Source organism: Alkalihalobacillus phoenicis (genome assembly GCF_047302405.1).
Taxonomy (GTDB): Bacteria; Bacillota; Bacilli; order Bacillales; family Bacillaceae_D; genus Alkalihalobacillus.
In genome coordinates this window covers 2,777,833-2,791,667 of record NZ_CP154853.1, presented here as the reverse complement: position 1 = coordinate 2,791,667, position 13,835 = coordinate 2,777,833, and the positions used below count along the sequence as shown (strand labels likewise).

9 protein-coding genes, 7 tRNA genes and 3 rRNA genes are annotated in these 13,835 nt (G+C 42.5%); 15 read left to right on the top strand and 4 right to left on the bottom strand.

The genetic code is table 11. From position 1 onward, the window contains the following. Positions 1-49 precede the first annotated feature (49 nt). The 3 genes from AA0017_RS13330 to sda all read right to left on the bottom strand — a co-directional run bounded on the left by AA0017_RS13330 (position 50) and on the right by sda (position 3,367). Positions 50-1,129, bottom strand: coding sequence for an FUSC family protein (locus tag AA0017_RS13330; protein WP_413375073.1), 1,080 nt, complete (start codon positions 1,127-1,129; stop codon positions 50-52). A 506-nt stretch (positions 1,130-1,635) separates the two neighbouring features. Next, positions 1,636-2,934 (bottom strand): glutamate-1-semialdehyde 2,1-aminomutase, encoded by a 1,299-nt coding sequence (locus tag AA0017_RS13325; protein ID WP_413375071.1) that lies wholly within the window; start codon positions 2,932-2,934, stop codon positions 1,636-1,638. A 292-nt stretch (positions 2,935-3,226) separates the two neighbouring features. Continuing rightward, positions 3,227-3,367: a sporulation histidine kinase inhibitor Sda gene (gene sda, locus AA0017_RS13320; protein WP_413382586.1), complete on the bottom strand. Its 141-nt coding sequence runs from the start codon at positions 3,365-3,367 to the stop codon at positions 3,227-3,229. 130 nt (positions 3,368-3,497) lie between these two features. Between sda and bcp the strand changes: the two genes are divergently transcribed. From bcp to perR, 4 genes are all read left to right on the top strand, one after another. Continuing rightward, entirely contained in the window at positions 3,498-3,968 is a 471-nt protein-coding gene (gene bcp, locus AA0017_RS13315) for a thioredoxin-dependent thiol peroxidase (RefSeq protein WP_413375069.1), read from the top strand. 36 nt (positions 3,969-4,004) lie between these two features. After that, positions 4,005-4,961, top strand: a complete 957-nt coding sequence (locus AA0017_RS13310; protein ID WP_413375067.1) for a D-2-hydroxyacid dehydrogenase — start codon at positions 4,005-4,007, stop codon at positions 4,959-4,961. Positions 4,962-4,997: 36 nt separating this feature from the next. Next, on the top strand, positions 4,998-5,309 hold the full coding sequence (locus tag AA0017_RS13305) for a cyclic-di-AMP receptor (protein ID WP_413375065.1): 312 nt from the start codon (positions 4,998-5,000) through the stop codon (positions 5,307-5,309). A 171-nt stretch (positions 5,310-5,480) separates the two neighbouring features. After that, positions 5,481-5,918 carry a peroxide-responsive transcriptional repressor PerR gene (gene perR / locus AA0017_RS13300; RefSeq protein ID WP_413375063.1) on the top strand — a complete coding sequence of 146 codons (438 nt, stop codon included), beginning with the start codon at positions 5,481-5,483 and terminating at the stop codon, positions 5,916-5,918. Positions 5,919-6,044: 126 nt separating this feature from the next. Here the strand turns inward: perR and AA0017_RS13295 are convergent, their stop codons facing one another. Beyond that, positions 6,045-6,401 (bottom strand): YgzB family protein, encoded by a 357-nt coding sequence (locus tag AA0017_RS13295; RefSeq protein WP_413375061.1) that lies wholly within the window; start codon positions 6,399-6,401, stop codon positions 6,045-6,047. A 168-nt stretch (positions 6,402-6,569) separates the two neighbouring features. On the opposite strand from AA0017_RS13295, the gene AA0017_RS13290 reads away from it, so the two are divergent. The 11 genes from AA0017_RS13290 to AA0017_RS13240 all read left to right on the top strand — a co-directional run bounded on the left by AA0017_RS13290 (position 6,570) and on the right by AA0017_RS13240 (position 13,829). Continuing rightward, entirely contained in the window at positions 6,570-7,445 is an 876-nt protein-coding gene (locus AA0017_RS13290) for a nucleotidyltransferase-like protein (RefSeq protein WP_413375059.1), read from the top strand. Between the two features lie 303 nt (positions 7,446-7,748). Further along, positions 7,749-9,299: ribosomal RNA gene (locus AA0017_RS13285) — 16S ribosomal RNA — on the top strand. A gap of 425 nt (positions 9,300-9,724) precedes the next feature. After that, positions 9,725-12,665, top strand: a 23S ribosomal RNA gene (locus AA0017_RS13280). Between the two features lie 212 nt (positions 12,666-12,877). Next, positions 12,878-12,993, top strand: a 5S ribosomal RNA gene (gene rrf, locus AA0017_RS13275). The 16S, 23S and 5S rRNA genes sit together here with 7 tRNA genes alongside, the layout of an rRNA operon. Positions 12,994-13,002: 9 nt before the next feature. Next, positions 13,003-13,077: transfer RNA gene (locus tag AA0017_RS13270), tRNA-Asn, on the top strand. 10 nt (positions 13,078-13,087) lie between these two features. After that, positions 13,088-13,181 (top strand) — tRNA-Ser (locus tag AA0017_RS13265). A gap of 31 nt (positions 13,182-13,212) precedes the next feature. After that, a tRNA-Glu gene (locus AA0017_RS13260) sits at positions 13,213-13,287 on the top strand. Between the two features lie 152 nt (positions 13,288-13,439). Then, positions 13,440-13,515: transfer RNA gene (locus AA0017_RS13255), tRNA-Val, on the top strand. A 22-nt stretch (positions 13,516-13,537) separates the two neighbouring features. After that, a tRNA-Met gene (locus tag AA0017_RS13250) sits at positions 13,538-13,614 on the top strand. A gap of 35 nt (positions 13,615-13,649) precedes the next feature. Beyond that, a tRNA-Asp gene (locus tag AA0017_RS13245) sits at positions 13,650-13,726 on the top strand. A gap of 27 nt (positions 13,727-13,753) precedes the next feature. Next, positions 13,754-13,829, top strand: a tRNA-Phe gene (locus tag AA0017_RS13240). The last annotated feature ends 6 nt before the right edge of the window (positions 13,830-13,835 follow it).

The window sequence follows — 13,835 nt, the reverse complement described above, 5'->3', positions numbered from 1 at the left end:
GGGACAGCTCTTATCTGTTTATCATGTATGATGTTTTATTAAAGAAGTGTTATTCTTCGGGATTAATATCAAGTGTACTTTCCTCGGTATGATATTTAAAGAAGCTGTTAACTAAATGGTCTAAATGGACTAGCTCTTCTTGGTATTCGATAATTTGTGAAATCGCTGGGAAAGTATGCATCCATGTTTGTTCTTCAATTTCTTCTTGATTATAGTAGGTAATAAAGGCTTGTGCTAAAGATTCCTTCCCTACATCTAAATCCTCTAATGTTTCTTGAGAAGGTGAGGAAGTTACTTTTCCAACATATCGTAAAAGAATCCGATTGTGGAAATTGGTTAATAAATCAAGTTGTTGTTCAAATTGTTGTTGGATGGGCTCTGGTAGTTGTTTAATATCATCCGAGCGCCTTTCAAAGTTTTTTAGAACAAAAATAGATTTTTTTATTGTAATGAGCATTTGCCTAAAGAGCACTAATTTCCTTGCTTTACTGTATTTGTTTTTTAAGAAATAATTGCGTTCTTCCTTATATAAATTATAAAGATTGTCTAGTTTTTTCACTTGGCCATCTAATCGTTCAAGGTCACCTTTTAATGAACGAGGATCGGCATCTTGTCTTAACAACAACATAATCCATTGAATTACATTGTCTGTTTCATTTAACATTAATTGATAAAATTTTGTTTCATATCTTGGTGGAATAAAGAAAAGGTTGACAATAAAGGCTGTAAACACACCAAGCATAATAAGTAAAAATCGATCTGTTGCAAATTCGACGAAATTCGTCGTAGGGCTTTCCATAATAATAATGATCGTTACAATCGCAAGTGGAATCGTTGAAGGCTCTAACTTTAATTTAGAAATAAGGGCGATAGCTAAAATAACAACAACACCAACTACGAATGGATCATGACCAAATGTGAGCACAAAAATGACAGCTAAAATCGCTCCAATTAGATTTGCTTGAATTTGATCTAAAATTGTTTGGAAAGTTCGATGAATGGAAGGCTGAATCGCAAAAGCAGCGGCAATTGCAGCGAATGTTGCAGAATCAGAACCTAACCATAAAGCTGCATACATAGCTAATGTAACAGCAAGACCCGTTTTAAAAATACGAGCACCAAGTTTCATTTTAATAAGATGTCCTTTCTAATATCCGTTCATCTCATCACTAGAGAGAACGTGATGTAATCATAAGTACTAATCGTAAAATTTTTTTGAAAAATAGTTTTCTTCCTATTAGTTTATATCAGTACCGAACGTACTATACCGTGATTAGAAAGAAGAAGCAAGTGATTTCTTGAAAAAGATTGTGTGTAATTATTATAGTTTATGAAAAAGCTGGGTGAGGCGAAAGCTTTAAGATTATATGAACGGTGTTTAATAAATAGGACAATTAATTAAAAGAAAAGTCTGTGTACAGAACAGAGGGGATATACGTCAAGAAGTTATGAAAAGCATTTGTTATTTGGATACTTCTTTATTCATATACCCTATGTTTTTTTATTCGACTTTCTTGGCATCGTGATGTGGATTTGGGCATTGGATGAATGGTTATAAATTGTAGGAGGGAATAAACCATATAAAAAAGACTTAAAAGCAGCTAAATGCTTTTAAGTCTCAGACTCTCATTAGTCTTAAACGTGTAAGGATACGACAGAGAAAGCTTCATCTACGGCTTTTAATGTTGTTTCGATATCTGCATCCGTATGTTCTGTTGTCAGGAACCATGCCTCATATTTGGAAGGGGCTAAATTAATACCCTGTTTCAACATTTCTTTAAAGAATATTGCAAATAATTCCCCATTAGAGGCTTCGGCTTCTTCGTAATTCGTGACGGTTGTCGTGGTGAAATACAATGTTAGGGCGCCTTTTAAACGGTTTAAGCTCATGGGAATATGATGTTTTCTTGCTAGTTGGCGAATACCTTCTTCAAGTTTTTGCCCTAATAAATCTAGTTGTTCATAGACTCCATCTCTTTTAAGCACTTCTAAGCAAGCAATTCCTGCACTCATGGAGGCAGGGTTTCCAGCCATCGTTCCGGCTTGATAAGCAGGCCCAAGTGGAGCGACTTTTTCCATAATATCGATGCGACCACCGTATGCTCCAATCGGAAGGCCACCGCCAATAATTTTACCCAATGCTGTCATGTCTGGTTCAATGCCTAAATAATTTTGAGCCCCACCGTACATAAAGCGGAACGCCGTAATGACTTCATCATAAATAACTAAAGCACCTGCTTCGTGTGTTAAGTCATTTACAGCTTGTAAAAAGCCTTCTTTCGGTTCGACAATTCCGAAGTTGCCAACAATCGGTTCTACTAAGACAGCGGCTACTTGGTCGCCCCATGTATCGAGAGCTTCTTTATAGGCGTTGATATCATTAAATGGAACAGTAATGACTTCTTCTGCCGTACTTTTAGTCACACCAGCTGAATCAGGTGTACCAAGAGTGGCAGGTCCAGAACCAGCTGCAACAAGAACTAAGTCAGAGTGGCCGTGATAACAACCTGCAAATTTAATGATTTTATCTCGCCCTGTATAAGCCCTGGCAACACGAATCGTTGTCATGACTGCTTCTGTTCCTGAGTTAACAAAACGAACTTTTTCAAGAGATGGGATCGCTTCTTTTAACATTTTTGCAAAAGTGATTTCAAGACTTGTTGGAGTTCCGTATAGCACTCCTTTCTCAGCTGCGGTTTGAATGGCTTTTGTAATATGTGGATGGGCATGTCCTGTAATGATAGGTCCGTAAGCTGCTAAATAATCGATGTATTGATTGCCATCGACATCCCAAAAGTAAGCCCCTTGCCCTCGTTCCATATAAATCGGTGAACCACCTCCGACTGCTTTAAAAGAGCGTGAGGGACTATTCACCCCACCAACGATATGTTCTAATGATTCCTTATGTAATTCTTCTGATTTTGAGAAATTCATAATTACCTCCAAATGAAAGCTGATTCATAAAATTATTTTGATCGTTATTCAATCATATTATTTATGATAGAGCAACCGTAGACATTTGACTAGAGGAGACCACTGAAAACCACCTCTTATTTCAGATGAGCTTAGTTTATTTTACTCCGCTCGCTCTGTTTTGAAAGAATAGTTTGAACCCTTGAGCGACCATTTGCTGGGAAATACTAATTTCTAAGATAAAGGAGATATTGAGACTATTTCAGTGACCTCGTCTATTAACTTTAAGAAGCTGATTCAATTTCCTTAGAAGTTATTCTTCTATTTTAATCTCACAAGAGAGCGCTCTTCTTTTAATTTCCTCTAATAAAAGTTGAGTAAATTGATCATTTAAACGTAATTTCTTTGCCTGAAAGTAACTTTGGATTAATAATTCATTCGATAAGGCTTGCAGTGGGCTCATCCCCTTTTTAAAATGTTCATAAATATAGAGTCATTTCTTATATGATAGAAATCAGATAAGTTGTTTTTGGGAGAAAGTTCAGATACGCTAGAAGATATAAATTTTGAAAGGGTGGTTTTAAATGGCTATTGCAATAGGAGAAAAAGTACCAGCATTCACATTACCAGCAAATAATGGAGAGAATGTCTCACTAAAAGATTATGAAGGTAAGAATATTATTCTTTATTTTTATCCGAAAGATATGACACCAGGCTGCACAACGCAGGCTTGTGATTTTAGAGATTATAACGAGGAACTAGAAAAGCATGATGCAGTGATCTTAGGGGTAAGCCCAGATCCGTTAGCTAGACATGAGAAATTTATTGAGAAATATAACTTACCATTTCTACTATTATCTGATGAGGAGCATCAAGTTTCAGAGCTATTTGATGTATGGAAATTAAAAAAGAACTTTGGGAAAGAATATATGGGCATTGAACGTTCTACTTTTGTGATTGATAAAGAAGGGAACCTAGCAAAAGAGTGGAGAAAAGTAAAGGTGGCCGACCATGTAAAAGAAGTGTTTGATTACATTGCTACCGAGCTTAACTAATAGGAGAATGAGATTTGGAGTAACGGAGGCTAGGATATGAAAATAATTTCATCAGCCCAAATAGCAACTAACATTCAAAAAGATCTAGAAACGGTATTTCCAGAAGCCTATTTTTCTTTCTATAATAACATGGCCGAAGCGGAAGACGAATTACGAACTGCAGAAATTTTGATCACATATGGTGAAGATTTAGAGGAAAAACATATCCAAACTGCGAATAAATTAAAATGGGTTATGGTTATCTCAGCAGGATTAGAGCAACTACCATTTGCTGCATTGAAGAAAAAGGATATTTTGGTAACGAATTGTCGTGGTATTCATGCTAAACCAATGGCGGAATATACGATTGGGATGATGCTTCAAGTTGCGAGAAAAACCAAAACTTTAATTCAGCAGGAGCAAACTCACGATTGGAATCGCTCTGTCCCAATGAGCGAATTAAATGGTAAGACTTTATCGATTTTAGGGGTGGGGGCTATTGGTCAAGAGATAGCGAGACTAGCCAAAGCTTTTAATATGAATGTATTAGGCATGAACTCTTCTGGACAGGAAGTGGAAAATGTCGATCGTGTCGTACCTAAAGAGAGATTAGAAGAGATTTTAATTGTGGCTGATTTTGTTGTCAATGTGTTGCCAGCAACAGAGGAAACGAAGAAAATAATGAATGAACAACGTTTTCGTAAAATGAAACGAAGTGCAACTTTTATTAATATTGGCAGAGGTTATACAGTAGACGAGAATGCGTTAACTAAGATTATGACCGAGGGGGCGATCGAGCATGCGGTTTTAGATGTCTTTTCGCAAGAGCCGTTAGCAAATGAGAGTCCATTTTGGGATATGGACAATGTGACGGTGACCCCTCATTTATCGGGAATATCTTCTTCTTATCAGCCAAGAGCGTTTCAAATTTTTAGAGAGAATTTAAAGAAATTTATCAATCAAGAGAAACACGAAAACTTTATTAATCGAATAAACTTAAATAAAGGGTACTAAAGATTGGTCATCATTTGAGGGGAGTGAGGCGAAAAAATGAAGCTGCTTATTTGTATTATTGATGACTTCTATGCTGATGAAGTGGAAAAGAGTTTAAAAGAAAAAGGGTATCGAATGACGGAATTAGCGAGTTCAGGAGGTTTTCTTCGGAAGGGGAATACAACCTTTTTAATTGGTCTTGAAGAAAAACATCACTCGGAGTTAAAAGAAGCGTTACAAAGTTCTTGCTTAAGCATAGAGAAACGTAAACAAAAAAGAAAGAATAATCACATTCATCGCTATACCTCATTTCTTATTGATGTAAAGGACGTTGCTTTATTTTTGGAGGGCAAGTCGTTTATTAAATAAGGCTTTATGCCATAATTTGAAAAGCACTCTCATATAAGATTGGCTAATTGATAAGAGAATCCTGCCATTTTGTAATAAAATCGCCGTAATGACTAATTGACAGCCCTCTCACTTCTATACTATACTTATTATAAAGTAAGAATTGTTGTATTGAAAGAGAGGTGCATGACGATGTCAAACCATCGCTTGCAAGATGCCATTGAAGCACTTAAAAGCACACGTGTACGTATGACACCGCAGCGTCATGCTATCTTGGAATATTTATATGATTCAATGAAGCATCCAACGGCGGATGAAATTTATAAAGCACTTGAAGGGCGTTTCCCTAATATGAGTGTGGCGACTGTTTATAATAATTTACGCGTCTTTAAAGAAGTTGGGATTGTAAAAGAGTTAACTTATGGAGATTCTTCTAGCCGTTTCGATTGTGTCACAACTGACCATTATCATGTAATTTGCCAAGATTGCGGGAAGATAGTTGATTTTCATTATCCTGGTCTAGATGAAGTTGAAACGTTAGCTGAGCATGTAACCGGGTTTAGAGTCCATAGTCATCGTATGGAAATTTATGGTTCGTGTCCGGATTGTTCTAAAAAAGTCCAACATTAAGTTTGAATTAATGATTGATTGTCTTAGCGCGGCTACTTTAAATGTAGTCGTGTTTTCTTTTGGGGTATGACTTTTAAGTTAGCTTTAAATTAAACTGGGTAAAAAAGAAACAGAGCTACATGATAGTTAGCTCTGTGTCGATTTTTTATTATAATCCTCGTTAAATTCTTCACCTTCTAGGTCTTTATCCATTGTTAACGGTTGGCTACAGTGCATGCATGCATCAACACGCCCTAACACTTTGGTTGGTTTCTCGCAACTTGGACAAACAACTTGAATTGTTTTAGTTGAAAGCATTCCAATCCAAAAATAAACGAGTGTACTAGCAATAATCGCTAAAAAGCCAACCATCATTAAAATAGTCATCACTACGGGTGTAGATTTAAAGATTAAACCGAGATACATAATTAAGATCCCGATAAAAACTAAAGACAGTGCAAATGTGCGGATTTTATTGATTTTATTTGTATATTTTAGTGCCATATTTGTCCCTCCTGCGATTAGTATAGCATAGTGTACATTTGACTGCCTGTGAATATTTTTTGTAAAAAGGGTTTTGCAAGAAAGAAGTAGAAATAAAAAGTAAGACGTTATTCTCTATTTAATTATTCATATTTAAGTAAAGGTACTTAGGGGAAGGGAGTCGTTGAAATGGTAGATACAATGTTGAGGCAACTATATCAAGATCGTGCAAGTGAACTAGATACATGTGCCATTTTATTGTTAGAAAATGAGGGAGAAAAAACATCAATAACGGACGGTTTTAATGCTGTTGTTCTTATTATAAAGGAAGATGCGGCGATTCAATGGGATATTAAACACTATGTTATTGATAACAGAACAGTCGCATTACATATATTAGACAAAGAATTGATGCATTATTCTCTTATTGTTGGAAGTAATCGCCGTTTGGTTGATTGGCTAGTAAGTGGAAAGATTGTTTACGATCGTAATGAGTTTTTAGCGAATGTGAAAGAAAGGATAGAAACTTTTCCTCTAGATGATCGTGCGAAAAAGATGACCATTCAGTTCACAAAAATGTTGCGGCGATTTGAAGAGGGAAAAACACTATTTGCTCAAGGGCATTTTTTCGATGCTTATTCGAATATGATGCATGCCCTTCATCATTTAGCGAGGCTTGCTGTTATACGTCAAGGATTCTATCCAGAAATAATGGTGTGGGAACAAGTAAGGCAAATCGAGCCGGAAACATATAAGTTATACCAAGAGTTGCTAAAAAGTGAAGAAACTTTAGAAAAGAGAATTGAGTTAATGGTTTTGGCTACAGAGTTTGCGATTCATTCGAAAACAATAGAAGGAAGCCAGCACTTTATAGATTGTATTAGGCTTGAGAAAAGAGAATGGTCGATTTCTGAGCTGATGGCTTTATCTGAGGTAGAAGATTATAAAATCGATCTGGAGCTATTTCTTAATTTTTTAGTTGAAAAAAAGATTATGAGGGTTGAGTGTAAGCCTACTAAAGCAAATGGAATTGAGCATTTACGCTATCATATAAATTTTTCTTGAAAAAAGTATTGATCAATTTATTTCTGTGTGATATATTATTACTTGTCGCTGAGACAACAACGAAATAACGACTTATTATCCGAAAAATTATTTTATAAAAAATGATTGACACAAAACATCAGATTTGTTAAGATAATAAAGTCGCCAATGAGCGATATGAGTTCTTTGAAAACTGAACAAAAGCCAAGCGAATTAAAGAGATACAAGGTATCTCGTCAATGTTAGTCATTGAGAAATCAATGCAAATTGGAACTTCAGTGAAAGCTGAAGCTAGCCAGCAAAATGAGCGAATCAGCTTATCCTTTAACGGAGAGTTTGATCCTGGCTCAGGACGAACGCTGGCGGCGTGCCTAATACATGCAAGTCGAGCGAACCAAAGGGAGCTTGCTCCCAGAGGTTAGCGGCGGACGGGTGAGTAACACGTGGGCAACCTGCCCTGTAGACTGGGATAACATCGAGAAATCGGTGCTAATACCGGATAATCAAAGGAATCACATGGTTCCTTTGTAAAAGATGGCTCCGGCTATCACTATGGGATGGGCCCGCGGCGCATTAGCTAGTTGGTAAGGTAATGGCTTACCAAGGCGACGATGCGTAGCCGACCTGAGAGGGTGATCGGCCACACTGGGACTGAGACACGGCCCAGACTCCTACGGGAGGCAGCAGTAGGGAATCTTCCGCAATGGACGAAAGTCTGACGGAGCAACGCCGCGTGAGTGATGAAGGTTTTCGGATCGTAAAGCTCTGTTGTTAGGGAAGAACAAGTGCCGTTCGAATAGGTCGGCACCTTGACGGTACCTAACCAGAAAGCCACGGCTAACTACGTGCCAGCAGCCGCGGTAATACGTAGGTGGCAAGCGTTGTCCGGAATTATTGGGCGTAAAGCGCGCGCAGGCGGTCTTTTAAGTCTGATGTGAAATATCGGGGCTCAACCCCGAGGGGTCATTGGAAACTGGGAGACTTGAGTACAGAAGAGGAGAGTGGAATTCCACGTGTAGCGGTGAAATGCGTAGATATGTGGAGGAACACCAGTGGCGAAGGCGACTCTCTGGTCTGTAACTGACGCTGAGGCGCGAAAGCGTGGGGAGCAAACAGGATTAGATACCCTGGTAGTCCACGCCGTAAACGATGAGTGCTAGGTGTTAGGGGTTTCGATGCCCTTAGTGCCGAAGTTAACACATTAAGCACTCCGCCTGGGGAGTACGGCCGCAAGGCTGAAACTCAAAGGAATTGACGGGGGCCCGCACAAGCAGTGGAGCATGTGGTTTAATTCGAAGCAACGCGAAGAACCTTACCAGGTCTTGACATCCTTTGACCACTCTAGAGATAGAGCTTTCCCCTTCGGGGGACAAAGTGACAGGTGGTGCATGGTTGTCGTCAGCTCGTGTCGTGAGATGTTGGGTTAAGTCCCGCAACGAGCGCAACCCTTGATCTTAGTTGCCAGCATTTAGTTGGGCACTCTAAGGTGACTGCCGGTGACAAACCGGAGGAAGGTGGGGATGACGTCAAATCATCATGCCCCTTATGACCTGGGCTACACACGTGCTACAATGGATGGTACAAAGGGCAGCAAAACCGCGAGGTCGAGCCAATCCCATAAAGCCATTCTCAGTTCGGATTGTAGGCTGCAACTCGCCTACATGAAGCCGGAATTGCTAGTAATCGCGGATCAGCATGCCGCGGTGAATACGTTCCCGGGCCTTGTACACACCGCCCGTCACACCACGAGAGTTTGTAACACCCGAAGTCGGTGGGGTAACCTTTTGGAGCCAGCCGCCTAAGGTGGGACAGATGATTGGGGTGAAGTCGTAACAAGGTAGCCGTATCGGAAGGTGCGGCTGGATCACCTCCTTTCTATGGAGTATTTAACTCTAGTCGACGAACAACTTCGGTTGTTTGCGCTTTGGTCCTTTTGTTCAGTTTTGAATGAACTAACCTTCATTCTAATAAATAGAAGAAGAGAATCCTTTCTTTTTGTAAAGAAGAGAGAGGGAGCTCGGAATTTATTGGTTCTTTGAAAACTAGATAATAAGATAAACATGATTAATTCATCGGAGTCTATAACGATAGACGAACGAGAATGTCAAGAATTCATATCAAACCTTTGATAATACGACCAAAGAGATTCGAGCAATCGAAAATCGGAAGTCAAATTTGGCAAAAAGAAACAAGGAGATCGAGGAAACGAAGCTTCGAAAGAATGGAGCGTACACTCGTACGTGACATGACTGAGAAGGCGAAGTTGACGAAGAAATCCGCCGTTGATTTGCAGCCAAAATGGTTAAGTTAGAAAGGGCGCACGGTGAATGCCTTGGCACTAGGAGCCGAAGAAGGACGCGACGAACGGCGAAACGCCTCGGGGAGCTGTAAGTAAGCTTTGAACCGGGGATATCCGAATGGGGGAACCCATCATCTTTAATAGGATGGTATCCATATCTGAATACATAGGGTATGAGAAGGCAGACCTGGGGAACTGAAACATCTAAGTACCCAGAGGAAGAGAAAGCAAATGCGATTTCCTGAGTAGCGGCGAGCGAAACGGAATCAGCCCAAACCAAGAGGCTTGCCTCTTGGGGTTGTAGGACACTCTATACGGAGTCAAAAAGAAACGAAGTAGGTGAAGCGACCTGGAAAGGTCCGTCGAAGAGGGTAACAACCCCGTAGCCGAAACTTCGTTTCCTCCAGAGTGGATCCTGAGTACGGCGGGACACGTGAAACCCCGTCGGAATCCGGGAGGACCATCTCCCAAGGCTAAATACTCCCTAGTGACCGATAGTGAACCAGTACCGTGAGGGAAAGGTGAAAAGCACCCCGGAAGGGGAGTGAAAGAGATCCTGAAACCGTGTGCCTACAACTAGTTGGAGCCCGTTAATGGGTGACAGCGTGCCTTTTGTAGAATGAACCGGCGAGTTACGATGTCGTGCAAGGTTAAGCTGATAAAGCGGAGCCGTAGCGAAAGCGAGTCTGAATAGGGCGAATGAGTACGCCGTCGTAGACCCGAAACCGTGTGATCTACCCATGTCCAGGGTGAAGTTCAGGTAACACTGAATGGAGGCCCGAACCCACGCATGTTGAAAAATGCGGGGATGAGGTGTGGGTAGGGGTGAAATGCCAATCGAACTCGGAAATAGCTGGTTCTCCCCGAAATAGCTTTAGGGCTAGCCTCGAGGTGAGAGTATTGGAGGTAGAGCACTGATTGGACTAGGGGTCCCCACAGGATTACCGAATTCAGTCAAACTCCGAATGCCAATTACTTATCCTCGGGAGTCAGACTGCGAGTGCTAAGATCCGTAGTCAAGAGGGAAACAGCCCAGACCATCAGCTAAGGTCCCCAAGTATACGTTAAGTGGAAAAGGATGTGGAGTTGCTTAGACAACCAGGATGTTGGCTTAGAAGCAGCCACCATTTAAAGAGTGCGTAATAGCTCACTGGTCGAGTGACTCTGCGCCGAAAATGTACCGGGGCTAAACGTATCACCGAAGCTATGGATTTACACCTTCAGGTGTAAGTGGTAGGGGAGCGTTCTAAATGCAGCGAAGTCAGATCGTGAGGACTGGTGGAGCGTTTAGAAGTGAGAATGCCGGTATGAGTAGCGAAAAGAGGGGTGAGAATCCCCTCCGTCGAAAGCCCAAGGTTTCCTGAGGAAGGCTCGTCCGCTCAGGGTTAGTCGGGACCTAAGCCGAGGCTGAAAAGCGTAGGCGATGGACAACAGGTTGAAATTCCTGTACCACCTCCTCACCGTTTGAGTAATGGGGGGACGCAGAAAGATAGGGTAAGCGCACTGATGGATATGTGCGTCCAAGCAGTTAGGCTGAGAAGTAGGCAAATCCGCTTCTCATGAAGGCTGAGCTGTGATGGCGAGGGAAATTTAGTACCGAAGTTCCTGATTCTACACTGCCAAGAAAAGCCTCTAGCGAGGTGAGAGGTGCCCGTACCGTAAACCGACACAGGTAGGCGAGAAGAGAATTCTAAGACGCTCGGGAGAACTCTCGTTAAGGAACTCGGCAAAATGACCCCGTAACTTCGGGAGAAGGGGTGCTCTATTAAGGTGAATAGCCTGAGAGAGCCGCAGTGAAAAGATCCAAGCGACTGTTTAGCAAAAACACAGGTCTCTGCGAAGCCGCAAGGCGAAGTATAGGGGCTGACACCTGCCCGGTGCTGGAAGGTTAAGAGGAGGGGTTATCCCTTACGGGAGAAGCTCTGAATTGAAGCCCCAGTAAACGGCGGCCGTAACTATAACGGTCCTAAGGTAGCGAAATTCCTTGTCGGGTAAGTTCCGACCCGCACGAATGGTGTAACGATTTGGATACTGTCTCAACGAGAGACCCGGTGAAATTATAGTACCTGTGAAGATGCAGGTTACCCGCGACAGGACGGAAAGACCCCATGGAGCTTTACTGTAGCTTGATATTGGATGTTGGTACAGTTTGTACAGGATAGGTAGGAGCCTTGGAAGCCGGAGCGCTAGCTTCGGTGGAGGCGTCGGTGGGATACTACCCTGACTGTGCTGACATTCTAACCTCGGACCGTGATCCGGTTCAGGGACAGTGTCAGGTGGGCAGTTTGACTGGGGCGGTCGCCTCCTAAACAGTAACGGAGGCGCCCAAAGGTTCCCTCAGAATGGTTGGAAATCATTCGTAGAGTGCAAAGGCAAAAGGGAGCTTGACTGCGAGACCTACAAGTCGAGCAGGGACGAAAGTCGGGCTTAGTGATCCGGTGGTTCCGCATGGAAGGGCCATCGCTCAACGGATAAAAGCTACCCTGGGGATAACAGGCTTATCTCCCCCAAGAGTCCACATCGACGGGGAGGTTTGGCACCTCGATGTCGGCTCATCGCATCCTGGGGCTGAAGTAGGTCCCAAGGGTTGGGCTGTTCGCCCATTAAAGCGGTACGCGAGCTGGGTTCAGAACGTCGTGAGACAGTTCGGTCCCTATCCGTCGCGGGCGCAGGAAATTTGAGAGGAGCTGTCCTTAGTACGAGAGGACCGGGATGGACACACCGCTGGTGTACCAGTTGTTCCGCCAGGAGCATCGCTGGGTAGCTACGTGTGGAAGGGATAAGTGCTGAAAGCATCTAAGCATGAAGCCCCCCTCAAGATGAGATTTCCCATGGAGTTAATCCAGTAAGACCCCTTAGAGATGATGAGGTTGATAGGTCTGGTGTGGAAGCGTGGCGACACGTGGAGCTGACAGATACTAATCGGTCGAGGACTTATCCATTATTATTCTTGACATCATGTTTTATCGATTATCTAGTTTTGAGAGAACTCTCAAACAAAAGAATAAATTTCATCAAGAATTGATTTGGCAAAGAGAACCAAGAAATTCGAGGAAGCGACTGACTGAAAGAATGAAGTGTACACCCGTACACGACATGACTGAAGGAGGGAAGCTGACGAAGAAGTTCGCCGGTTATCTGAAGCCAAAAAAAGTCTGGTGGCGATAGCGAAGAGGTCACACCCGTTCCCATGCCGAACACGGCCGTTAAGCTCTTCAGCGCCGATGGTAGTTGGGGGCTTCCCCCTGTGAGAGTAGGACGTTGCCAGGCATATATTATTCCACAGTAGCTCAGTGGTAGAGCAATCGGCTGTTAACCGATCGGTCGTAGGTTCGAGTCCTACCTGTGGAGCCAAGATTTATTCGGAGAGCTGTCCGAGTTGGCCGAAGGAGCACGATTGGAAATCGTGTAGGCGGTGTAGAACCGTCTCGAGGGTTCGAATCCCTCGCTCTCCGCCAGAAAATACTCGGATTTATATAAATAACAGATGGCCCGTTGGTCAAGCGGTTAAGACACCGCCCTTTCACGGCGGTAACACGGGTTCGAATCCCGTACGGGTCACCAACTTTTAAACTGAAGCCTAAAAGGCAGTTGTCAAAGAGAAGCGAAAAGGTCGAGGATAGGAAGTGTTCGAAAGAAGGAGCGTACATCGTACGTGACTGAAAGAGAAACACGAACTAGACGAAGAGATTTGAAGCTTATCTGAAGACAAATATGGAGGATTAGCTCAGCTGGGAGAGCACCTGCCTTACAAGCAGGGGGTCGGCGGTTCGATCCCGTCATCCTCCACCATTTAAATTTATCTTAATAATATCGCGGGGTGGAGCAGTCTGGTAGCTCGTCGGGCTCATAACCCGAAGGTCGATGGTTCAAATCCGTCCCCCGCAACCAATATTTATTTATAGTAATATAACCAATTTATACTTGGTCCGGTAGTTCAGTTGGTTAGAATGCCTGCCTGTCACGCAGGAGGTCGCGGGTTCGAGTCCCGTCCGGACCGCCATTATATCATAATATAAAATACATATTTGGCTTGGTAGCTCAGTCGGTAGAGCAATGGACTGAAAATCCATGTGTCGGCGGTTCGATTCCGTCCCAAGCCACCATTCTAA

What these genes read in the sequence shown, in the direction of transcription:
- perR (WP_413375063.1), top strand. Translation starts at nt 5,481, where the DNA reads ATGTCAAACCATCGCTTGCAAGATGCCATTGAAGCACTTAAAAGCACA.
- bcp (WP_413375069.1), top strand. Translation starts at nt 3,498, where the DNA reads ATGGCTATTGCAATAGGAGAAAAAGTACCAGCATTCACATTACCAGCA.
- AA0017_RS13305 (WP_413375065.1), top strand. Translation starts at nt 4,998, where the DNA reads ATGAAGCTGCTTATTTGTATTATTGATGACTTCTATGCTGATGAAGTG.
- AA0017_RS13295 (WP_413375061.1), bottom strand. Translation starts at nt 6,401, where the DNA reads ATGGCACTAAAATATACAAATAAAATCAATAAAATCCGCACATTTGCA.
- AA0017_RS13310 (WP_413375067.1), top strand. Translation starts at nt 4,005, where the DNA reads ATGAAAATAATTTCATCAGCCCAAATAGCAACTAACATTCAAAAAGAT.
- AA0017_RS13330 (WP_413375073.1), bottom strand. Translation starts at nt 1,129, where the DNA reads ATGAAACTTGGTGCTCGTATTTTTAAAACGGGTCTTGCTGTTACATTA.
- AA0017_RS13325 (WP_413375071.1), bottom strand. Translation starts at nt 2,934, where the DNA reads ATGAATTTCTCAAAATCAGAAGAATTACATAAGGAATCATTAGAACAT.
- AA0017_RS13290 (WP_413375059.1), top strand. Translation starts at nt 6,570, where the DNA reads ATGGTAGATACAATGTTGAGGCAACTATATCAAGATCGTGCAAGTGAA.